This is a genomic window from Methylomusa anaerophila (genome assembly GCF_003966895.1).
Lineage (GTDB): Bacteria > Bacillota > Negativicutes > Sporomusales > Sporomusaceae > Methylomusa > Methylomusa anaerophila.
Genome location: NZ_AP018449.1, coordinates 1,047,887 through 1,069,575 on the forward strand (window position 1 = coordinate 1,047,887; position 21,689 = coordinate 1,069,575).

18 protein-coding genes and 1 other annotated feature are annotated in these 21,689 nt (G+C 49.5%); of the genes, 1 reads left to right on the top strand and 17 read right to left on the bottom strand.

The genetic code is table 11. The annotated features are described in order from the left end of the window. Positions 1-2 precede the first annotated feature (2 nt). The 14 genes from leuC to MAMMFC1_RS04745 form a co-directional block, all read right to left on the bottom strand. The gene (gene leuC / locus MAMMFC1_RS04680; RefSeq protein WP_126306909.1) at positions 3-1,271 is read right to left on the bottom strand and encodes a 3-isopropylmalate dehydratase large subunit; all 1,269 of its coding nucleotides are present in this window, start codon (positions 1,269-1,271) and stop codon (positions 3-5) included. A 43-nt stretch (positions 1,272-1,314) separates the two neighbouring features. Next, entirely contained in the window at positions 1,315-2,943 is a 1,629-nt protein-coding gene (cimA, locus tag MAMMFC1_RS04685) for a citramalate synthase (protein WP_126306911.1), read from the bottom strand. Positions 2,944-3,032: 89 nt separating this feature from the next. After that, positions 3,033-3,355 (bottom strand) — a binding site (T-box leader). A gap of 75 nt (positions 3,356-3,430) precedes the next feature. Next, entirely contained in the window at positions 3,431-4,723 is a 1,293-nt protein-coding gene (locus tag MAMMFC1_RS04690; RefSeq protein ID WP_126306913.1) for a hybrid sensor histidine kinase/response regulator, read from the bottom strand. A gap of 385 nt (positions 4,724-5,108) precedes the next feature. Then, positions 5,109-5,678 (bottom strand): aminoacyl-tRNA hydrolase, encoded by a 570-nt coding sequence (gene pth, locus MAMMFC1_RS04695; protein WP_126306915.1) that lies wholly within the window; start codon positions 5,676-5,678, stop codon positions 5,109-5,111. Between the two features lie 157 nt (positions 5,679-5,835). Next, positions 5,836-6,783, bottom strand: coding sequence for a ribose-phosphate diphosphokinase (locus tag MAMMFC1_RS04700; RefSeq protein ID WP_126306917.1), 948 nt, complete (start codon positions 6,781-6,783; stop codon positions 5,836-5,838). 255 nt (positions 6,784-7,038) lie between these two features. Next, positions 7,039-8,409 carry a bifunctional UDP-N-acetylglucosamine diphosphorylase/glucosamine-1-phosphate N-acetyltransferase GlmU gene (glmU, locus tag MAMMFC1_RS04705; protein ID WP_126306919.1) on the bottom strand — a complete coding sequence of 457 codons (1,371 nt, stop codon included), beginning with the start codon at positions 8,407-8,409 and terminating at the stop codon, positions 7,039-7,041. 264 nt (positions 8,410-8,673) lie between these two features. Further along, positions 8,674-9,873: a threonine ammonia-lyase gene (gene ilvA / locus MAMMFC1_RS04710; protein ID WP_232035666.1), complete on the bottom strand. Its 1,200-nt coding sequence runs from the start codon at positions 9,871-9,873 to the stop codon at positions 8,674-8,676. Position 9,874: 1 nt separating this feature from the next. Further along, positions 9,875-10,696: a pur operon repressor gene (purR, locus tag MAMMFC1_RS04715; RefSeq protein WP_126306923.1), complete on the bottom strand. Its 822-nt coding sequence runs from the start codon at positions 10,694-10,696 to the stop codon at positions 9,875-9,877. Between the two features lie 356 nt (positions 10,697-11,052). Beyond that, positions 11,053-11,811 carry a nucleotidyltransferase family protein gene (locus MAMMFC1_RS04720; RefSeq protein ID WP_126306925.1) on the bottom strand — a complete coding sequence of 253 codons (759 nt, stop codon included), beginning with the start codon at positions 11,809-11,811 and terminating at the stop codon, positions 11,053-11,055. Between the two features lie 72 nt (positions 11,812-11,883). Beyond that, positions 11,884-12,567, bottom strand: a complete 684-nt coding sequence (locus MAMMFC1_RS04725) for a GntR family transcriptional regulator (RefSeq protein WP_126306927.1) — start codon at positions 12,565-12,567, stop codon at positions 11,884-11,886. Between the two features lie 2 nt (positions 12,568-12,569). Continuing rightward, complete coding sequence (gene ispE / locus MAMMFC1_RS04730) at positions 12,570-13,442, bottom strand: 4-(cytidine 5'-diphospho)-2-C-methyl-D-erythritol kinase (RefSeq protein ID WP_126306929.1); 873 nt, start codon at positions 13,440-13,442, stop codon at positions 12,570-12,572. 251 nt (positions 13,443-13,693) lie between these two features. After that, a complete protein-coding gene (locus tag MAMMFC1_RS04735) occupies positions 13,694-14,188 on the bottom strand; it encodes a chemotaxis protein CheW (protein WP_126306931.1) in 495 nt (164 codons plus the stop codon). A gap of 111 nt (positions 14,189-14,299) precedes the next feature. Continuing rightward, the gene (cphA, locus tag MAMMFC1_RS04740; protein WP_126306933.1) at positions 14,300-16,996 is read right to left on the bottom strand and encodes a cyanophycin synthetase; all 2,697 of its coding nucleotides are present in this window, start codon (positions 16,994-16,996) and stop codon (positions 14,300-14,302) included. A 63-nt stretch (positions 16,997-17,059) separates the two neighbouring features. Beyond that, complete coding sequence (locus MAMMFC1_RS04745) at positions 17,060-17,878, bottom strand: cyanophycinase (protein ID WP_126310446.1); 819 nt, start codon at positions 17,876-17,878, stop codon at positions 17,060-17,062. A 535-nt stretch (positions 17,879-18,413) separates the two neighbouring features. Between MAMMFC1_RS04745 and MAMMFC1_RS04750 the strand changes: the two genes are divergently transcribed. After that, positions 18,414-18,911 (top strand): L,D-transpeptidase, encoded by a 498-nt coding sequence (locus MAMMFC1_RS04750; RefSeq protein ID WP_232035667.1) that lies wholly within the window; start codon positions 18,414-18,416, stop codon positions 18,909-18,911. Here MAMMFC1_RS04750 and MAMMFC1_RS04755 read toward each other — a convergent pair. The 3 genes from MAMMFC1_RS04755 to MAMMFC1_RS04765 all read right to left on the bottom strand — a co-directional run bounded on the left by MAMMFC1_RS04755 (position 18,873) and on the right by MAMMFC1_RS04765 (position 21,527). Beyond that, the gene (locus tag MAMMFC1_RS04755; RefSeq protein WP_126306937.1) at positions 18,873-19,682 is read right to left on the bottom strand and encodes a HipA family kinase; all 810 of its coding nucleotides are present in this window, start codon (positions 19,680-19,682) and stop codon (positions 18,873-18,875) included. The genes MAMMFC1_RS04750 and MAMMFC1_RS04755 overlap by 39 nt on opposite strands. Before the next feature lie 148 nt (positions 19,683-19,830). Next, the gene (locus MAMMFC1_RS04760; RefSeq protein ID WP_126306939.1) at positions 19,831-20,793 is read right to left on the bottom strand and encodes an SPOCS domain-containing protein; all 963 of its coding nucleotides are present in this window, start codon (positions 20,791-20,793) and stop codon (positions 19,831-19,833) included. Between the two features lie 41 nt (positions 20,794-20,834). Next, positions 20,835-21,527 (bottom strand): DUF3794 domain-containing protein, encoded by a 693-nt coding sequence (locus tag MAMMFC1_RS04765; protein WP_232035668.1) that lies wholly within the window; start codon positions 21,525-21,527, stop codon positions 20,835-20,837. Positions 21,528-21,689: the final 162 nt, after the last annotated feature.

Here is a 21,689-nt window from a genome sequence, read left to right on the forward strand (position 1 = left end):
AATTACATTACCTCCTCCGGTGCTACTATTTTGCCAGCAATAGCCGACGCCGCCGCTACTGCGGGGCTAGCCAGGTATACTTCGCTCTTCGGGTGCCCCATCCGGCCGACAAAGTTTCTGTTGGTTGTCGCCAGCGCCCGTTCCCCTTCCGCCAAGATCCCCATATGGCCGCCCAGGCAAGGACCGCAGGTGGGAGTACTGAACACGCCGCCTGCCTCGATGAAAATCCGGACAAGCCCTTCATCCATGGCTTGCAGCACTATGTCCTGCGTACCGGGAAGAATAATCAACCGTAAGCCTTTTTTAACTTTTTTGCCTTTTAAGATGGATGCGGCGATTCGCAGATCCTCCATTCTGCCGTTGGTGCAGGACCCGATCACAACCTGATCAATTGCCACATCACCCACCTGGTCTATGGTTTTGGTGTTTTCCGGCAAATGGGGAAAAGCTACCGTCGGTTTCAGCGCGCTCAAATTAATTTCAATAACCCGGCTGTAGGGAGCGGCGGCATCGGCGGCAAACACTCTGAATTCTTGGCCGGTACGTCCTTTTACATAGGCAATGGTTTGTTCATCAACCGGGAAAATGCCGTTTTTGGCGCCTGCCTCGATGGCCATATTGGCAATGGTGAATCTGTCATCCATGGAAAGATACTGCAGCCCGTCACCGGCAAATTCCATGGACTGATACAGTGCGCCATCCACGCCAATCATACCGATAATATGGAGGATGACATCTTTGCCGCTTATCCATTTGGCCGGCTTGCCTGTAAGCACAAACTGAAGGGCGGACGGCACTTTGAACCAGGCATAACCCGCAGCCATTCCCACCGCCATGTCGGTGCTGCCGACGCCGGTGGAAAACGCGCCGAGAGCGCCGTAGGTGCAGGTGTGGGAATCGGCGCCGATGATGACATCGCCGGGTTTGGCCAAACCCTTCTCCGGGATCAATACATGCTCAATTCCCATTTCGCCGACTTCAAAATAGTGGGTAATATCCATCCGGCGGGCAAATTCCCGGATCAGCTTACAGTGCTCGGCCGACTTGATATCCTTATTGGGTGTAAAATGGTCGGGAACTATGGCGATTTTGTCTTTGTCGAAGACCTGGACGGTGTTGGTTTCGTTAAAAGCTTTGACCGCCACCGGCGCGGTAACGTCATTGCCCAGGACCAGGTCAAGCTTGGCGCTGATCAGTTGACCGGGTTCAACATCCGGCAGTCCGGCGGCAGCGGCTAATATTTTTTGGGTCATTGTCATTGGTTTGGTCATGTTACAAATCTCCTCCTGTTTTATTATTCAACATTAAGATATATTAGTTTTGGCAAGCAGCATTACGAATGGCGCCGTTATTTGACAACAGGCAATATTCATAGGAATCGACCAAGGCTTGCAGACTGGCTTCGATAATGTTATCGGAAAGCCCGATGGTTGTCCAGGTAGTTACGCCATCCGTCGATTCAATCAGTACCCTTACCTTGGCCTCGGTGGCGTTCTCGCCGTTGATAACCCTCACCTTATAATCAGCAAGATGCATTTGGGATATCGGTTTGTAAAATTGGTGGAGCGCCTTTCGCAGTGCTTTGTCCAGGGCATTGACCGGTCCGATCTCATCGGATACGCCGACTTCCTCCACGACGCCGTCAACTGCAATCCTGACAAACGCCATGATTCTGCTTTTCGGCAAGCTGCCGGGTACGGCAACGCTCTGGCGCTCGCTGATTACCTTGTAGTCCACAATCTCAAAGGAATGCTTAAATCTGCCCAGCTCCTTCCGGACCAACAGCTCCAAACTATGCTCGGCGCCCTCATACTGGTAGCCATAAAACTCTTTTTCTTTGATATGGTTAAGTATTCTCTGCGTTTCCGGCGCATCCCTACTAACCGACGGATCTATTTTATTAATTATCATTTGAATTGTGCTTCTGCCGGATACTTCCGAGGCTAATATTCTGCGTTCGTTGCCGATAGCTGCGGGTGAAACATGTTCAAAAGAAGCCGCGTTCTTGCGAACGCCGTCAATATGCATGCCGCCTTTATGGGCAAAGGCGCAATTGCCTACATACGGTTCTCTTTCATTGGGAAAAATATTGCTTATTTCACATATATACCTGTACGCTGCGCATAAGTTGTCCATTTTATCGCCGGGAATGGAATGACAACCCAGCTTAAGACCTAGGTCGGCAATAATTGTACTTAAATTGGCATTGCCACATCTTTCCCCGAAGCCGGTGAAGGTGCCCTGCACCTGCCTAACTCCCGCCTGTACGGCAACCAAGGAATTGGCAACCGCCGTTCCCGCATCGTTATGGCAATGGATACCTAAGTTTTTAAGCCCTTCTTCCCGGACAAGTCCGGCGACAATCTGATGTGTTTCCAGGGGAAGCATACCGCCGTTGGTGTCACAGAGCACCAGCCAATCGGCGCCGGCATCCCTGGCGGTGCGCAGTACGGCGACGGCATAATCGGGGTCGGCTTTATAGCCGTCAAAAAAATGCTCGGCATCAAAAATAACTTCTTTTCCCAAGGATTTTAAATAGGTGATACTGTCTTTTATCATCAGGAGATTTTCATTAAGAGTTGTTTTGATAATCTCCCGCACATGAAAAGGCCAGGCTTTGCCAAAAATAGTCAGAGCATCAACGCCGGCGGCGATCAGCGCTTTCAGGTTGTCGTCATCCTGCGCCCGGATACCCGGCCTGCGGGTGCTGCCAAAAGCGCACAACTTGGCGGTGGAAAATTTCAGCTCATCTTTAGCCCTGGCGAAGAATTGCAGGTCTTTCGGATTTGACCCCGGATTTCCCGCCTCAATATAGCTCACTCCCAGTTCATCCAACTTGGCGGCTATTTTTAATTTGTCAGTGACGCTGAAGGATATTCCCTGGGCCTGCGCCCCATCTCTTAAGGTACTGTCGAAAATGAATATTTTTTTATCTTTATCCATTATCCGGCGGCCCCCACTGAAAACTAAATACTAAATTCACCCCATATACCACTGTTCCCCACCTCCGTAAAAATAAAAAAACCGTCCCGCAAAGGGACGGAGGCTAATCCGCAGTACCACCCTAATTATTACGGCATAAGCCGCAATCTCTTAACAGGTACGGAGAAGCCAGATTGCCTTCTCGATACCTCAGCACGATAACGGGTGCTGTTTCCTCTAGAGACTGTTGAAAAAGCGCATCTGCGTTGTTGGCGCTCCGGTTACGGTCTAAGAGGCCCGGCATAGCTTACTGACTGGTTCAGCCTGCAACTCGCGAAGGATCTTCAATACGAAGGAAGCTGCCGGTTTACACCTGCCCCGGCTCTCTGTAAACTCCCATATTCCTATCTACTCTTTCGCTCATCGTCATTACACATTTTGTTTTTAATAGAATAACAAAAGTACCACTACGTGTCAAGGGGCAGCCTATAGAAACGCACCCTAAGAATTAATTGCCCAAAGGTTTTTTAGGCAGGGAGAAGCTGATTTTTGTCCCAATACCCAGCTCGGATTCGCACCAGACTTTTCCTTTCAGTTGTCGAATAATGGTCTTGACATAAGCTAAACCCATCCCTTCACCGGGCACCTCTTGATTTCCCCCTCGCCGGAAAATCTCGAAAACCTTCTCTTGATCTTGAGAGGAGATGCCACAACCATTATCTTGTATGGTAAAAAGGTATTCGTCCTCTTTATCAAGGCAAAATACGTCAATTTTACCAGGCCGGCTAGGCTCCAGGTATTTTATGGCATTGTCCAGGAGATTGCCGATGATTTGCTCCAATGCCAAATAGTCCGTTTCAATCGTCGGCATAGACCCTACTGCCACATGAATTCCTTTCTGCACGATCTGATGATCGAAGGACAGTAAAACGGCTTTAATAAGTTTATTGCAATCCACCTGCTGGTAAATCATATCCCGCCTGCCTTCACGGGATAATTTCAAGAGGGCCGCAATCATTCTATCCAGCCGGTCCACCGCAGAATTAATAAATTGCACTGCATCCGGTACATCCTGTCCGATTAACTTGTTTGCCTCCTTTTGGACTTTTGCGGGAAGATGCGCTACCGCATCTTGAAGAATCTGCTTGAGGTCAGCCAAAGCATTGCCTAATTCTTTAGAAAAACCCTTCAAATTGACCATTGGCGTCCGAAAATCATGAGCTATGATATTGGCAAAATTCTGAAGTTCCTTATTGGTATTCTCCAACTCGGCAGCGTAATGCTGCAGCAGCCTGTTGGCCTCCATCGCCTCGGCCTTCTGCGCCTCAAGTTCTTCATTTTTTCGCTTAAGTTCTTCTTCCCGTTCAAGAATGATGGCCTGCATATCTTTAAAATACTCCAGCAGAAAATCCTTTTTATTCAATTTCAAATAAACATTAATTTTGTTAATCAGCAGATTGTCGTCAATAGGCTTAATGAGATAGTCCACAGCCCCGGTTTTGAAGCCGCGTTTCTTAAATTCTCCGGTTATACATGCGGCCGTTAAAAAAACAATGGGAATCTTTTGCATTTTCTTCCGTTGCTTGATAATGGCCGCTGTTTCAAATCCATCCATTCCTGCCATATGTACGTCAAGGATAATAAGGTCGACAGTTTCGTTCAGCAATATTCTTAATGCCTCTTCGCCTGATTTGGCCTCTATAACCCTGGCAGCAATATTTTCTTCGATAATTGTCCGTAAGGTAAATAAATTATTGGAATTATCATCCACAATCAGAATGGTGTAATTGGGAATCGGCATTATTATCACACTCTCTTTTTCTGCTAGTGGAGTGTCAAGTCTAAAAATGCCGGTGCCGGCGCGAATGCACTTAACCTTTTAAACTTGACAGTCTACTAGGGTTAAATATTTTTTTATATATCCTGTTTTCCTTGTCATAGACGCGAAAATACCTGCATCCTGCCGATATTTCCGCTGGCATTGCGGGCGGTGTTGGATACAACGAAGGGATAACAGTTATTTTTATTCTAGCAATAAAGATAATTCCCTTTATAACTGCATCATCATCATTGATGATTACCATAGATGAGTGGTAGCGGAAAAAGATAAGCTGAGCTATCATTCCCGTGCCGGGAATGATAGCTCAGCTTATGTAAATTATGAAACAAATTAGACTTACTAACTGTTAAGCCGGGGAATTAAACTTGTTCATAGCCTTATTAAATCCTTCTTTCAGAAGGCACTCCACCGCGTCGGCGGCACGGGTTATGGCATCTTTGATCAGTGGTGTTTCCTCGGCCGTAAACCGGCTTAAGACATAATCCGCCGTCTCCCATCCCTGGGGCGGCCGGCCGATGCCCACCCGTATGCGGGCGAAAGCATCCTGACCAAGATGCTCCAGCAAGGATTCTATGCCGCGATGGCCGCCGGAACCGCCTTTGCTGCGAAGTCGCAATTTGCCGACAGGCAAATCAAGATCATCGTAAATAACGATTATGTCAGTCACAGGTATCTTATACCAGCGGGCAAGCGCACCTACCGCTATACCGCTTAGATTCATATATGTCTGTGGTTTTACCAGCAGCACCGGTTCACTGCCCCGATATTCCGCCGCAAGGGCCTTTTCCCGCTCCCGCCAGGATGTAATTGCAATTCCCCAGCGGTCGGCAAGTAAATCAACCGCCATGAATCCGACATTATGCCGGGTAACACTGTATTCTTGTCCCGGGTTGCCCAGACCCGCCACAATCTTCATCTATATCCATCCTCCCCCTCAGTGCGCATGTGTCATGAGTGAACTCGTTTCAGCATCGCTGAAACATCGGGGATTCAGGTGGAGAGTCTACTCCACCTGAATTAATGCCGCCTGTAGAGGCGGGAGTCTTGACTCATTATCAGGATAAAACCGGGATTTAATCGTCAAACAGTTTGCTTACTGATAATTCACCAAATATACGAATAATTGCTTCGCCCAGGAGGGGCGCGATCGACATGACTTTGATTTTGGATATGCGTTTTTCTTCCGGGAGGGGAATGGTGTTGGTGACAATTAATTCTTTGATGTTGGATTTCCGAATGCGTTCTATCGCCGGGTTGCTCAATACCGCGTGGGTACAGCAGGCGTACACTTCCTTGGCTCCCATCCGGGCCAGAGCCTGGGCGCCTTCCGTTAGGGAACCGGCGGTATCCACAATGTCATCAATAATAACCGCACTTTTGCCTTCGACGCTGCCGATGAGGTTCATCACTTCAGCCACTCCCGGCTGCGGGCGGCGTTTTTCGATAATAGCAATTGGCGCATGCAAACGGTCGGCAAATTGTCTTGACCGGGAAACTCCTCCCAGATCGGGAGATACCACAATCAGATCATTTATCCCTTTCGATGCAACATATTCGGCAAGAATAGGCACACCTGGCAAATTGTCAACCGGTATGTCAAAAAAACCTTGTATCTGGCCGGCATGCAAATCCATGGTGACAACACGGGTTGCACCGGCAATTGTAAGCAAGTTAGCCATCAGTTTGGCGGAGATGGGTTCACGTCCCCGTGTTTTCCGGTCCTGGCGCGCGTAGGCATAATAGGGAACAACAGCGGTGATATTCCGTGCCGATGCCCGCTTTACGGCGTCAATCATAATCAAAAGTTCCATGATATTATCATTCACCGGCAGGCTGGTAGGCTGAATGATAAATACGTCGGTTCCCCGCACACTTTCGTCAATCATAACCTGAATCTCACCGTTATTAAAACGGCCTACAAAAGCGTCCCCCACATTAAGTCCCAGATATTGAGCAATTTCCCGGGCCAGTTCCGGGTTGGCGTTGCCGCTGAATATTCTAAGTCGCTTGTTGTCTTCCATCGAACTTCCGTACCTCCAGTCATTGTTAGACTATTCGCTTTAAGGTAGGAACTGCTTATAAGCCGCCATCTGCTTCGTTGCTCTTGCGGTCCTCACTACAGCGTACAACCAGTACGCTTCCGTTCCGGTCCCCGCACAAACTATTATGCTGAGTCGACGAAATCAGAATCGTCATCGCGCCTCGCATCTGACAACTTCTAAGCAGTTCGCGGCACATAATAAGCTAAGCAAATATAAGTATGACTAATTCGGCGGTTATTTGTTGCGGTGCTTTTCCGCCCAGCCGTCGATTACGCTCTGGCGGGCCCGCGCTACCCCGAGGGAGTCGGCCGGCACATCTTTGGTAATAGTAGAGCCGGCGGCTACATACGATCCCCGGCCAATAGTCACCGGCGCCACCAAATTGGCGTTACAGCCGATGAAGGCCCCGTCTTCAATTGTTGTCCGGTACTTGCGTTTACCATCATAATTGACCGTTATGGTTCCAGAGCCGATATTCACCTGCGATCCCATATCGGTATCACCGATATAGCTTAAATGGGGAATTTTACTGTTTTGGCCCACCTGGGAATTTTTTACTTCGACAAAATTGCCTACTTTAACCCCGGCAGCCAGCTTTGTGCCCGGCCGCAGGTGAACGTACGGTCCCAAAGTCACATTGTTCCCTATTTCACAGTCATGGGCGTATGTAAAGTGTATAACGGCACCGTTGCCAATCACTGTATTTTGAATCCTGGTATTGGGACCAATTTCACAATCGCCGCCGACACTCGTCCCGCCTTCCAGCCAGGTAAACGGGTAAATCACCGTATCCGGTCCCACCTTTACCTCGGCATCAATAAAGGTGCTGTCCGGGTCCATAATGGTGACGCCGTCGTTCATCAAATCTTCAAGCTTGCGCCGGCGAAGAATCTTTTCCGCTTCGGCCAGTTGAATGCGGGAATTGATTCCCAACGTTTCCCGGTGGTCATCCGCGCTGACAGCCCGGACCTTGTTTCCCCCGCTATTTAAAATGCCGATAACATCCGTCAGATAATATTCCCTTTGCACATTGTCGCAAGTCAGCCTGGCGAGAGCATTTAAAAGCGGCTCCTTTTCGAAACAATAGATGCCCGTATTAACTTCATCAACCTTTCGTTCTTCCTGACTGGCATCTTTGTGTTCCACGATCTTGGTCACCTGACCCTGGCCGTTACGGATTACCCGGCCATATCCGCCGGGATCCGGCACAATCGCGGTAAGAACGGTGGCTGCCGCACCCGCATTTTTATGAGCCTGGTACAATTTGGACAATAACGTGCCGGTCAGAAGCGGAGTATCGCCGCATAACACCATAACCGTGCCCTCAATCGCCTGAAGCTGCTCACGGGCTTGCATAACGGCATGACCTGTCCCCAGCTGTTCAGCCTGAACTACAAATTCCGCCTGCGGTCCTATCGTCTTCTCCACACTCTCAGCGCCAAAGCCGACAACTACAACTTGTTTTTCGGCACCTGCTTCCCGGGCGGCATCCAGCACATGCCGGACCATAGGCTTACCACCCACCGGATGCAGGACTTTCGGCAGCGCCGACTTCATGCGGGTGCCTTTTCCTGCCGCCAGAACAACCGTTACGAGTTGTGACATCTACCTTCCCCCTATAGCATCTAGCCTCTTGGTAATCATTCCTTCAAGTATTCAGGATTCTGAATTTTGAATTTTGAATTCAGGAGCAGGAGCAGGAGTTAGGAGTCCGAATTTAGAATGGTTCCGGACGATCCGTTATTTCACCTGACTCCGGATAGTCAATTAACGTAAGTCGCAATAACAACCTGACATTGATAATTTCGCCGTAGATATACCTTTCCCTTTGCCGCTTAATGAAAATTTAAATAATCAATTATTTAATAGTTACATAATTTCCACATTATATCCTTCCTGGCGAAGGGTACTTAATATTTGATCCGTATGCAATGCGTCCCGGGTTTCAAGGCCCACTTCCACTACCGCTTGCCCCAACGGCACATGGTGCTCAACCCGGTCATGGGACACATACAGCACATTGGCCTGCAGCCGGGCGATCACCGCCAGCATTCGCTGCAGATTCCCGGGACGGTCGATCACCATAGTTGAGAGACGCACCCGCCGTCCTGCTTTGACCAAACCCCGTTCAATAATCCGGGATAAAAAGTTGACGTCAACATTGCCGCCGGATATAACGCTGACCACTTTTCCCTTTACCGGGATTTTATTGTGCAATATGGCGGCCAGACTTACGGCGCCTGCGCCCTCAACCATTAGTTTGGCCCGTTCCAAAAGCATCAAAATGGTGCCGGCGGTAGCTTCGTCGTCAATAACCACGATATCATCCACGTATTTTTCAATGATCGCAAAAGTAAGATCCCCCGGGGCCCTCACCGCAATTCCGTCGGCAAACGTCTCGGCGTCATGGGTGGTTTTAAGGTGATGCTCGCGTTTAGACATATACATAGCCGGCGCGCCCTGCGCCTGAACACCGAATACCTTCACATGGGGCGCGGTTTCTTTTACGGCAACGGCAATCCCCGCCAGGAGGCCGCCTCCTCCCACCGGCACCACAATGGTATTTACGCTGTCCAGATCTTGCAGAATTTCCAATCCAATGGTTCCCTGGCCGGCAATAACGGCAGGGTCATTAAAAGCATGGATAAAAGTTTGACCAGTTTGCGCCTGGATCGCTTTCGCCTTAGCAAAGGCTTCGTCATAATCAGTTCCCGCCAATACCACCTCGGCGCCATAGCCGCGGGTTGCCACGATTTTCGCCAGCGGAGCCGCCTCCGGCATAACAATGGTGGATTTAATTCCCGCCCGGTTTGCCCCGTATGCCACACCCTGAGCATGATTACCCGCGGATGCGGCGATAACGCCGCAACTTTTCTCTGCCGGTGTCAGGGTGTCTATTTTATTATACGCGCCGCGGATTTTAAACGAACCTGTCTTCTGCAGGTTTTCAAGTTTGAGATACACTTCACCGCCTGTTAAGGAACTAAACGTATTGCTTCTATCGAGAGCAGTATGGTGAATTACCCCGCTTAATGCTTCTCTGGCACTTAATATATCCGCTAATTTCACTTCACTTTTTCGCCTCCAAAACCGGTCGAATATCGATGACTTTAGTATGTTCATCTATATCATGTAAAATTAACAGCGATAAATAATCATCCACCAGTTTGTGGACCGGTTCAGCGGTGGAAACCAATACGCCGGTGCCTACTATGTAAGCCCCTACCTCTCGCGCCAGATCAACCATTCCTTTGGCCGTACCGCCTGCCTTCATAAAGTCATCAATAATCAGCACCCGGGCTCCTGCCGGCAGCGCCCGCCGCGGCAGAGACATGGTTTGAATCCGCCGGGAAGAACCTGTTACGTAATTAATGCTTACTGCCGTTCCATCTGTTACCCTGCTGCCTCTGCGCACAGTCACCAGCGGAATATCGAAAGCCCGCGCCGTCATAAATGCCAGTGGTATGCCTTTGGTTTCAACCGTCAATATATGGTCCGGTATGGTATGAGCCAACCGGGACATAAAAATTTCACCGACTTTTACCATTAGAGTCGGCGTGAACAAAAGATCGGACATATAAAGAAAACCGCCTGGAATAATCCGGTCCGGTTCAGACAAGCGCGAGGCCAGTTTTTTCAATAGTTCCAGAGTGGCATCACGGGAAGGTACGGGAACAAACCGGACGCCGCCTGCTGCGCCCGCTACGGTCTCAACGACACCAAGACCAAACTCGGCCAGGGTCTCTCTGATGGTTATTACATCTTCACAAATTGTAGATTTAGCCGCCCCAAATATTTCGCTGAAGTAGCTTAATGAAAATAAATGATGCGGGCTGTCCACCAGAAACTTAGTCATGGCGACAACCCGTTCCATTTTCCGTACTTTATCCATCCACACTCCCTCCAGTATCCAGGAAATACCGAATATTCTTCCCATACTAGATGTTTTTATTCACTTTCTCTACGGGGGAATCCTGCTATGGTCCAAAAAAATTTGCTTAAGAAACCAGTAACCATACTCTTGTATAATAAGAAAAACGCTAACGCGTCTTTGATGACCGGCAGGCAAAGGACAGCCTTATTATAAGCGGAGGTTAAGCGATAGTGTCGAAGCGTTAATAAGGCTGTCGTTTGCCGTCCTAAACAGATACTTTTCTTATATAATGAAAAAAGACTTGGCTTGCACCAAGTCAATCAAAACGGGCGGCAACAACACTCGCCGTTACATTCAGGACACTATTATCCAAATTATACCCGCAGGGAAAATGTATTCCGCACCAACTCCAGATCACTTGGCTTGTCAACATCAATGCCAAGTTCCGGATAACCGGACAAAACGACGGCTCCCTGGATTCCCAGCAGCTCACCGGCACGGGCTTCCACTTCTTTCAGTTTTAAGGCACCAAAGATAAACTTACCCACAAATGACCATCCGAGCATACGGCATAACTTCAATGGATTTTTACGGTTGGCAACAATTTTTTCTGCTATTTCCATACAGTGGGGAACAATACCCGGTTTAACCAGAAAAATATTGCCGCCGGTAAATACCCCTTCTTTAAGTCTGACGTACGTGCGCTTATTTCCCGGATACTTTCGCTCATGGTCATTCCTGGCAACGATTGGATAATACAGGTCGGCCTCAATACCGGAACATTGACGTAAAAAGTCATCAATGGCCGCCGGCGTCAGGAGAGGGATGTCTGCCGTCACCACCAGAGTTTTCTCCTCATGCCCGAGGGCGCCTATGCTGATGCCAATGGTATCCATAATGGTCCGTCCACCGTTCACAATAATCGCCGAAGCGGGAAATCGACAGTTCGCCAGCTGCTGAACCGGACCGGCGATTAATATCCTGCGTACATGCGGACTGGCGGCCAAAGCTTCCGCCACAAATGTAACCATTGGCCTGCCGGCAATTTCAATCATAGCTTCATAGGATTGTTCCGTATAGCGACTAAGATGCTTACTGTTTTCGCCACCGGCCAGGATAATGGCATCGTGCATGGCTTAGGCTCCTTTCAAAAATAATGGGATAATAGGATAATAAAGATAAGATCAAGAAATCAGGCGGGATAATCAGATTTGACGACGCTCATGTAAATCCTGCAACAGCGTGTGTTCCGAATTCTCCATATGCTCACGGGCTATTTGCTGGGCTGAATCCATATTGCGGGAGGCAATAGCCTCCACCAGGCGACGGTGTTCTTCCAAAGTCTGTTGAATTCTGCCGGGATAATTGATAGAAATGGATCTGAATCTTGTAAACTGTTCCCTGAGGTTACTAATAATACCCACCAGCCGGTCATTGCGGCTGGCCTTATAAAGAACATCATGGAACTGGCTGTCAATTTCAACGATTTTATCTAAATCCCCCTGCTCAATGCAGTCGGAAATGCGGACCAGCAACCGTTCCATTTCCTCCAATTCCTCTTCGGTGATTCGTTCCACCGCCAGACCCGCGGCCAATACGTCAAGAGCGGTTCTGATTTCAAACACTTCATTAATATCCTTAATGGACAAACCGGCCACGTAAGTGCCCCGCCGGGGAATCATCACCACGAAACCTTCCAGCTCAAGCTTACGGATAGCTTCCCGCACCGGAGTACGGCTGACGCCGAGATCTTCCGCCATTTGAATCTCCATCAGCCTTTCACCCGGTTGCAATATGCCCGATATGATAGCTTCCCGCAGCGTTTCGGCTACCACTTCCCTTAGCGGTTTATAACTGTCAAGCTTAATCGGCACCAACCGCCGTTCCATATTCATTCCACCTTCGCCAGAGTCTTAGCCATAAAGAATTCGGCCTTAACTTCCTTATTATTTCTCATTTTGTCAACAATATATTCAGCCTGTCCGGCATCCGCCGCCAGCGCGAACACGGTGGGGCCGCTGCCGGACATAAGGGCGGTCAGAGCGCCGTATTGCAGCATGTATTCCTTCAAAACGGCAATTTCAGGATAGGAGGGAATTGTCACACTCTCCAGTACATTGCCAACTAAAGCAGCTATCCCTTTTAAGTCTTTCGCCGCAAGCCTTGCCCGCATGGCATTGATGTCAGGACGGGCCGGAATGCTTTCTGCCCGGTACTGGCCGTAGGCCCAGGCGGTAGACACCGCTACCGGCGGTTTGGCAAGTACCACGAAACTTTCCGGCATGGCCGGCAGCGGAGTTAACCTTTCCCCCCTGCCAGTGGCCAGCATAGTACCGCCATATAAGCAAAACGGCACATCAGACCCCAGACGGGCGCCAAAATGGCTCAGCTCCGCCAGAGAAAGTCCCAAACCCCATAAAGAATTTAAGCCGCGTAATACGGCAGCGGCATCGGCACTGCCGCCCGCCAACCCGGCCGCCATAGGAATTCGCTTCTCAAGTGCGATGTGTACCCCGCGAGACACCTGACACTCTTCCCGGATAAGAGCGGCAGCCCTATAGGCCAAATTTGACTGATCCGCTGGCAAACCGGGAACAGGAATGTTGACGGAAACGGAGATAGCTTCCGCCCGGTCGCTCAAAGTTACCGTATCGGCTAAGTCTATGGCTTGCATAATCATAGCCACTTCATGATAACCGTCGGATCGCTTATGAAGTACATCCAGCGCCAGGTTGATTTTGGCATAGGCTTTTACTTTTAACACTTCAACCCCCTTGTAGATCTGTTTACTTAAAGTAGGGAACTGCTTATAAACCGTCATGCTGCGTCGCCGCACCATCTGCGGTGCTGTCATCTGCGACAAGTTAACCCGCGTTGACAATACTAACGAAATCAGAATCGTGGTCCTGCGGTCCTCACTCCGGCGTACATCCCAGTACGCCTCCGTTCCGGTCCTCGTCGTGCCTAGCAGCTAACGATTTCTAAGTAGTTCGTGGCAGTTGATGACCTTATGCTTTAAGCAGTGAGTTGTTTTAGGGTTATGTTCTCTTGGGAGGTTAGAATGCGGTCGATATTGAGGAGTATGAGGAGCCTGCCTTCGAGTTTGCCAACTCCCTCAATATACTGGGCATCCAGGATAAAGGTGGGCGGCGGCGGCTCGACATCCGTTGTTGAGAGGCAAAGGACTTCGTTTACGGCATCAACGGTCACACCCACTGTTTGTTCGTTTACTTCCACAATAATAATCCGGGCTTCATCATTATGTTCCGCGGCGGCCAGTTGAAAGCGTTTTCTAAGATCAATCACCGGAATGATGCGGCCGCGAAGGTTAATAACTCCTTCCATAAAAGACGGAGTCTGGGGTAATTTGGTTATTGGCATTAAGCGGTTGATCTCCTGAACTTTGGTAATCGGCAATGCGTATTCCTCTGTTGCCAGCCGGAAAATAACGAGTTGCAATTCCTGTTCAGACTTAACATTATCCCGATCCAGAGTAGTTATGTTTTCCATATCCCAAGACACCTCCACATAATAAAATACAAATGATTATATATATTCTACCTGTGGCGGCGTATGCCTGCAGAATTGGGAACAATTACTTTTTTTTATTTTCTATCCTTTCTATCCTTTTATGGTTACTCCGGTTAAAAGTGCCGGTGATTTGCCTGCTTTGCCCTTGACCCCGGGGGGAGAAAAATTTGCACTTCGCCCACCAAGTTTTCCATATTCCTCGATAGCGGCCATTACTACATCATATTTTTCGTACATAATCACTACTAAATCATCCGGCTGCGCATCCCTGACGGCACAAGCCACAGCCTCTTTTTCCGGCAATATGGTCTTGATCCGTTCCGGCGCAATTCCGTTTTCGATGGCGCCTTTTCTTAGCAGCGCCGCCGTTTCCCCCGGTTTTCTTCCCCGGAGATCCTGGTCCTCTTTCACATACAAGTAATCAAAGCCTTGGCCCGCGATTCTGCCTACGGACAATATAGCATCATCCCGGCGGTCGCCAGGAGCGGCAATTACACCCACCAGACGTTTGGCGCCCAACTGGCGAACCGTATTGATTAAAGCCTGATATCCCGCCGGGTTATGAGCATAATCCACACAAACGCGAAATTCACCTAACTCGACCAGAGTCAACCGGCCCGGATTATCCAAAAAGTTGCCAAGCCCCCGCCGGATGACCCCGACGGGGACTTTACCGGCGTAACAAGCCGCAGCCGCAATAATACAGTTTTCCACGTTATGAAGAGCAATACCGCCTAAAGTCAATGGAATGTCTTCTATTCTAATAACCGGCAACGCCAAAGCGCCGGCAGCTATGTATACAATTCCCTCCCTGACAAAAGCTGCCCGGCCGCCGGCGCCTAAATGACGCCGGACCAGGATATTATCCGGTTGGGTACTGAAGTAAAAGATTTCTCCCCTGGCGCGGGCAGCTAAGGCTGCGGCCCGGGAATCATCAGCATTTAACAGGGCCGTGCCATCGGGTTTAACTGTTTCCACGAGCAATGACTTGATATGGGCTAAATCCTCCAAATCCTCTATGCCATCCTGGCCAAGATGATCTTCCGTAATATTGGTTATCACACTAACATCCGCCTGATCATAGCCCAGTCCGCCCCGCACGATTCCGCCGCGGGCAACCTCCAGAACAGCTAATTCAACCGCTGCATCGGACAGTACCATTCTGGCGCTGTCCGGTCCGGTGGTATCACCGCATAAAATTTTGCGGCCGCCAACAAAAATGCCCTCCGATGTAGTCATACCCACATTTTTGCCCATCTGGCCGAAAATGTGCCCGATTAAGCGGGTAACTGTCGTTTTTCCGTTTGTCCCTGTTATTGCCACAATGGGAATACAGCCGTCCGTCCCGTTAGGAAACAAATAGTTGACAATTTCCGCACCTACATCCCGCGGCTTGCCTGCTGCCGGGTAAAGATGCATTCTCAGGCCAGGGGCGGCATTAACTTCAATGACCGCCCCCTCACCGGCAACAAGCGGCTTGCCGATGTCCTGGACAACAATGTCAATTCCGGCTATATCAAGATCGACTAAACGCGCTATACGCTCCGCCAGATATACCGTTTCCGGGTGCACTTGGTCTGTAACGTCTACCGCCGTTGCCCCGGCGCTTAAATTGGCATTGTCACGGATATAAACCGTCTGGCCGCAGTCCGGCACGGTATCCGGGGTCATGTTGTGTCTGGCCAGCACTCCTATCGATGTCGCATCAAGCCGAAGTTTAGTCAACTCTTTTGTATGTCCCTCGCCTCTTACCGAATCCTGATTGACAATATCCACCAGCTTCTTTATGGTGCGAACCCCGTCCCCGGTGACACAGGCAGGAATACGCTCGGCACAAGCAACCAGTTTGCCGTTGACAACACATAACCGGTACTGTTTCCCGGCGATGAATTCTTCCACAATTACCCGCTTGTCATGTTCACCGGCGAAAGTAAAGGCCCGCTCCAGCTCCTGCGGCTGACTGACTTGCAAAGATACCCCCCGGCCATGATTACCGGCTACGGGTTTTACGGCGACCGGCCCGCCAATGGACTGAAAAGCCTGCAAGGCCGCTTTATAATTGTCCACGGCATAACCAAAGGGGACAGGTATGCCATGCTGGCTTAACAGCTCTTTAGTCAATTGCTTGTCACATACCAGATCTACCGCTACCGAGCTTGTCCGGCTGGTGGCGGCTGCCCACACCCGTTCCTGTTTTATGCCATATCCCAAAATCAGCATATTGGCGTCTGAGTCCACTCGCCGGCAAGGGATTCCCCGCCGCCGCGCCGCATCATATATGGCTTGCGTACTGATGCCTAATTTGCCATTCTCGCCGGCCAGGCGGATTTTTTCTACCAGCCTGTCCACTTTCACCGGCGAATGATTCAGCAGCTCCGTGAGAAGCTCTTCGGTTTTTTGCACGGCCGTCATAACGGCGGTAAGGGATTTATACCCGATTACCACATCGTACACCCCTGGCTGGTCTGCCCGGCGAGTCTTGCCAAACCTTGCCGCATATTCCTCACCGGCCATAAATTGAAGTTCCAGCACAACATGTTCAAATATATGGGCAAGATAAGTCCCTTCATACAAGCGTTCCACCAATCCTCCCGGCCTGCCGCGGGAACAGTTATGATTATAGAGCCCGGGCAATAAGGCCAAAAGCCCGGCAATAAAACCGGGAATACCATTGCTGGCAATCCATTCGTATTGCCCGATGCTCAGCGTAACTTTTAATACCGGGCGATAACTATATACATTAGGTCCTTCCAGGTTACGAATCGACAAAACTTTTAAACTCCGCATTGATTATCCCTTTCCTCCACAAGATACCTACTTACCTTCCTATTGAATTTTATAATTAACTTTTTAATGCTCTTGATAGATATGAGGATGACGGCGCTTTAAATCAAAACCGAACCCATCAGGCAGAATATGCAGTATAACATTAGTGATGGCCAGCGGCTCACTCTGGGTAGATTCGGAAATATTGGAATGGACGATATTTTTCCCGTCAATGACGGTCACGGTTTGTGATCCTATCACCCGGAACTTTCCGCCGGGCGCGACCACAATCGCCGTGTCTTCGTCGATACCGATTCCTAATATGTGAGGATTTTGCGCCACCGCCGAAAGCAACCGGTTAATCCGGCCGCGTTGGGCAAAATGCTGATCAATGACTACTTCGCCCAAAAAACCCATACCATGCGCCATGCTAAGAGAAGATTTCTTGGGGCTGTCATTGGAATGTCCGCCTACAATCATGGTCTCGCTCATTACCGACGCCCCGGCGCTAGTCCCGGCTACCACTGCTCCCATCGTCAAGGAACGCCGCACGGCTGCGTCCACCTGCGATCCACCCAATATACTGGTTATCCTCAGTTGGTCGCCGCCGGTAAAAAAAATACCGGTGGCAGTTTCCAGACTGAGAACTTGTTGCCTGTCATTGGCCGACTGCCTGTCATCGATCAATAAAACTCTTGGTAAATCCGCGTCAAGTTCCTGAAAAAGCCGGCGGTACTCCTCCCCTACCAACCGGGGCTGCTCGGTAGCGGTTGTAATTATGGCAATCCGGCTTTCCCGCCCGCCCGCCAAATGAACAAACTCCCGCAAAACCCTGCACTGTCCCGTCTTATCCTCATTACCGCCGATGATCATTAAACTGCCCTCAGGTTTACTGTGATCCATACTATGATCCATGCAATCATCCCCACTTAGACTAATCAATCCGTATCTCTACTTAGTATTACTCTGCCATCTACTGCCACAAACTATCCTGAAAATCTAAAACGTCATAAGACAAAGGAACCGGAACCACAGAGACACAGAAGACACAGAGGGACACAGAAAAAGGATAACGAAGAACGTTGAAAAACGATAAATACTGAATCCCTCTGCGTTTCTCTGCGGTAAAACGTTCTCCATTTTCATTCCTTGTATTACTCTGCCATCTACTGCCCCGAACTGCTTAGAAATTGTCAGCTGCTAGGCGCGACGAGGAGCACAGCGGAGGCGTACTGGTCGTACGTCGGAGCGAGCACCGCAGGAGCAACAACGCAGATGGCGGTTTATAAGCAGTTCCCCTCTTTAAGCCGCACAACCTCTCTACTCCTATTTTTGCCAGTCCTGCCCAACCTTTATACAATTTTAACTCTTAATAACCAATTCAGCCGCCCTCGAATATACTATGCATAGAAAATGCCTAGTTAGGAGGTCGGTTGATATGCTTGTGCGAATAATTTATCCGTCTGAACCCCTGAGATTGTTAAAATCGCGCTTAACCGACGGGGAAGAGAACCATTCCCTTATTGTCTATTGCCGGCAACAGGCTGCCAAAGAAATGGAAGTATCAGCGATTCCGCGTCCCCAGGCTGTGAACCTTCCACACCGGGCCAATATTCTGATCGTTAAATCTCAGCGCCAACTCACTTTATTTGACGGTAATACACCCATGCACCAGTATCCGGTAGCTATTGGCAAGCCGTCCACTCCCACGCCGGCGGGAAATTACGCCATCGCCACCAAAGTCTTGAATCCGGGCGGCGTTCTTGGAAGTCGCTGGATGGGGCTCAATTACGATACCTATGGCATTCATGGCACATCGGCTCCGTGGCTGATCGGCAAAATGGTCTCCAACGGCTGCATTCGCATGCATAACCCCCATGCGGAAGAACTTTTCTTCCTAATCAGAGTAGGGACGCCCGTATATATCCGGGATTAATCCGGCAAGACGATGGGCTATCTCCTCTGCCATCTCCCGTCGAGTTTGTATAAATTCTTTCAATGCCTCCCGTTCTCCCGTGTCCGGCAGCCACGCCAGCGGAATGGAATCAATCAGCAACCCGATTTGAGTATCACTAATTGCTCTCACACGGGCAGCATACTCAAAAAATTGCTCCGGTTTGAGGCAATGCTTTAACAACAAGCCAAATGCCCGCAGCCGGTTAATTGTTACACCTGCCGATAACTCTTTCAGCCCTTCAATTGTCCACGCGCCCCGCCGGAATAAATGGGAATTGTCAATAGCATAGATCTTATAGCCGGCCTTCTCCCGGCGAATGATCAGGTTCTTTCTGTTATGCGTCCGGTCCAAATTGTAAAATAAGTGGTCAAACAGTATGACCCCGGCCATCTGTTCTTTATTGACTGCCCGAAACAGGTTATGCCGTCCCACATAAGTAGTTCCTTTTAGGTACTCAGAGGCAAAATGAAAACCTGGTTGAACCCCGGCCCGCATGAGCCGGCGGCTTCGTTTAAGAACCTCGGCGGCAATATGAATTATGCCGCCGGCCGGAAAGCACAAATCCATGATCTCACCGAATCGAGCTGCAATCAGTTCGTTGACCAATACCTTGGCTCCGATCCGATTGTTAGCCAGCTTTACAACATAAATGCTGCAACCGGAATCCGATTCAATGTCTTTGGCCTTGAAAAGTTGCGGCGACGTTGCCCCGAGGCCAACAGGACCAAGATATTCAATAGCCTCAAACATCCCGCCTACCTCCCATCCATGCACCCGTATAATTGCTGCGAAAATCCCGGCGCCTTGGAGAAGGCCCGGGATTTTCCAAAATAAACACCCAGGGACCCTGGCTTTTGCCATCCCTGGGTCTTTTTATGAGAAAAGACTGCACGGCCACCTATCCTTTGGGACTTTCCGGCACTCCCGGTCCTGATACCAGCCAACTGGCAACCCAGCCGGTTGTACCGTCATATAAGACTACATTGTACCAGCCAAAGGCCTGGTCTCTGATTACAACCGTGTCCCCCTGGTTAACCTTCGTTACAATTGGAAAATTAGTACCGGGGCCGGTTCTGATATTTACCACATTGCCGGTAATGGTAGTTTCACCGCTGGGTCCGGAAACAGGCACCCCCGCAGTCGGGGTCATCGGTCCGGTAACAATATTCTGATCATACCCTGCCAGTCCGCCGCCGCCTGTTGAAGCCGATACCGTATCGCCCAAAGTACTGGCAGATGCACTATCACTGGCAGAAGCAGTGGCGCTGGTGGTTTCCGCTGTTCCCACTTCATCAATGGGTCCGAGAGCATAAACATCCATTTCAACAGTGTTCACTACCCTGGCCCAAATTTTAAGTACGATTGTAACATGAACTTTGCGGGGATCATTTTCGTCAAAATCGTAATCCACAAATTCCACCGTGACGTCGGAAGTGGTCTTCATATTCGCTTCTGCGCCCAGGATCTCAATATCACGGGTAAAACGGATATGGCTTTTTTCAAAGGCATGGACCGGCTGATTAGGCAGGTCGGCCACGTACATAATCTTGACCTCAAGTTCGCCGCGTATAATCACTTTATCGGGAATAACATCAACGGAAGTAATTTCAACATCCTTCACGTAAACGTCCAACACTTGCTCAATATCAGGTTTTTGCGACGGCACAAACAGGTCCAGTTCCAGAACTCTTTGTTCCATATCCGCCCCGAGTACCTGCTCCACTTCAATTGTTTCCATGCCTGGCTCCGGGCAACCGTAAATTGCTTCGGCCTGGTCGGAAGTCTTGCTGCCGGTAGTCGATATTGTGGTCGAGCCGGAAGTTGTAGTTGATCCTGAACTTTGCCTTAGTTCATCATCCATTATTCTCCCCCCCTTTTTTACAGGATAGAAATGGCAGACCGTTATCCTTTAGGCTGCAGCGGTACGCCGCCACCGACGGCGCCAAGAGTTACTTGCCTGTCAGTCAAGACTTTGCCGGTAATTTTAAGCACAACCGATACATCAAATTCGCGTAAGCCCTCTTCTGCCACCACCTCGGCTACGGGATATTCCGGACAAGGCGCCGCGCACTCTTCCTCTTCGGCTTCTTCCTCTTCCTCATCCTCATCACAATGGAGGTGGTCGTAGTGTTTATATTTGTAAGCGCGAGTTTTTTCTGCCACATCATAGTCAACAAATTCCACGGATACGCTGGCGTCTGCGTCCATACCCTTGCGGGCGCCAAAAATATCAATATCCTGAGTAAACTTATAGTGTTTGATCTCCACGGCATGAACCGGCTGATCCGGCAGATAAGCCACATAAATGGCCTTAAGCTCAAATTCACCGCGGACAACTACCTTGTCGGTAATAACATCAACACTTAGTACTTCAACGTTCTTTACAAATACGTCAATTATTTGTTCAATGGACGGTTTTCTATCGGGAACGACCACATGAATGTCCAGAACTTTTTGTTTTTCCTGCTCGCCGACTACCTGGCGAACGATGATTGTCTGCGGGCCGGTTTCCTCTCCCAGTACGCATTGGTTATATTGACTGTTATATTGGTTATATTGGTTGTTATTCACGGTTCTGGTATCTTTATCGCCCACACCTATTCCCCCCTTTGTATATTCTAGTTATATATATGCTTGCTCTAATTTTTATGTGACAAAAAAACAGCAACCGCTGAAAATGCCAGCAGTCTGTCACAAGGCAAGCAAATTCCTAACATATAACTATGCGAAGGTTCTTAAAAACATTACTCAATAGTA

Excerpts from the sequence above, each read along its gene's own strand:
- leuC (WP_126306909.1), bottom strand. The coding sequence starts at position 1,271 with ATGACCAAACCAATGACAATGACCCAAAAAATATTAGCCGCTGCCGCC.
- cimA (WP_126306911.1), bottom strand. The coding sequence starts at position 2,943 with ATGGATAAAGATAAAAAAATATTCATTTTCGACAGTACCTTAAGAGAT.
- MAMMFC1_RS04690 (WP_126306913.1), bottom strand. The coding sequence starts at position 4,723 with ATGCCGATTCCCAATTACACCATTCTGATTGTGGATGATAATTCCAAT.
- pth (WP_126306915.1), bottom strand. The coding sequence starts at position 5,678 with ATGAAGATTGTGGCGGGTCTGGGCAACCCGGGACAAGAATACAGTGTT.
- MAMMFC1_RS04700 (WP_126306917.1), bottom strand. The coding sequence starts at position 6,783 with ATGGAAGACAACAAGCGACTTAGAATATTCAGCGGCAACGCCAACCCG.
- glmU (WP_126306919.1), bottom strand. The coding sequence starts at position 8,409 with ATGTCACAACTCGTAACGGTTGTTCTGGCGGCAGGAAAAGGCACCCGC.
- purR (WP_126306923.1), bottom strand. The coding sequence starts at position 10,696 with ATGGATAAAGTACGGAAAATGGAACGGGTTGTCGCCATGACTAAGTTT.
- MAMMFC1_RS04720 (WP_126306925.1), bottom strand. The coding sequence starts at position 11,811 with ATGCACGATGCCATTATCCTGGCCGGTGGCGAAAACAGTAAGCATCTT.
- MAMMFC1_RS04725 (WP_126306927.1), bottom strand. The coding sequence starts at position 12,567 with ATGGAACGGCGGTTGGTGCCGATTAAGCTTGACAGTTATAAACCGCTA.
- MAMMFC1_RS04735 (WP_126306931.1), bottom strand. The coding sequence starts at position 14,188 with ATGGAAAACATAACTACTCTGGATCGGGATAATGTTAAGTCTGAACAG.
- cphA (WP_126306933.1), bottom strand. The coding sequence starts at position 16,996 with ATGCGGAGTTTAAAAGTTTTGTCGATTCGTAACCTGGAAGGACCTAAT.
- MAMMFC1_RS04745 (WP_126310446.1), bottom strand. The coding sequence starts at position 17,878 with ATGGATCACAGTAAACCTGAGGGCAGTTTAATGATCATCGGCGGTAAT.
- MAMMFC1_RS04750 (WP_232035667.1), top strand. The coding sequence starts at position 18,414 with ATGCTTGTGCGAATAATTTATCCGTCTGAACCCCTGAGATTGTTAAAA.
- MAMMFC1_RS04755 (WP_126306937.1), bottom strand. The coding sequence starts at position 19,682 with ATGTTTGAGGCTATTGAATATCTTGGTCCTGTTGGCCTCGGGGCAACG.
- MAMMFC1_RS04760 (WP_126306939.1), bottom strand. The coding sequence starts at position 20,793 with ATGGATGATGAACTAAGGCAAAGTTCAGGATCAACTACAACTTCCGGC.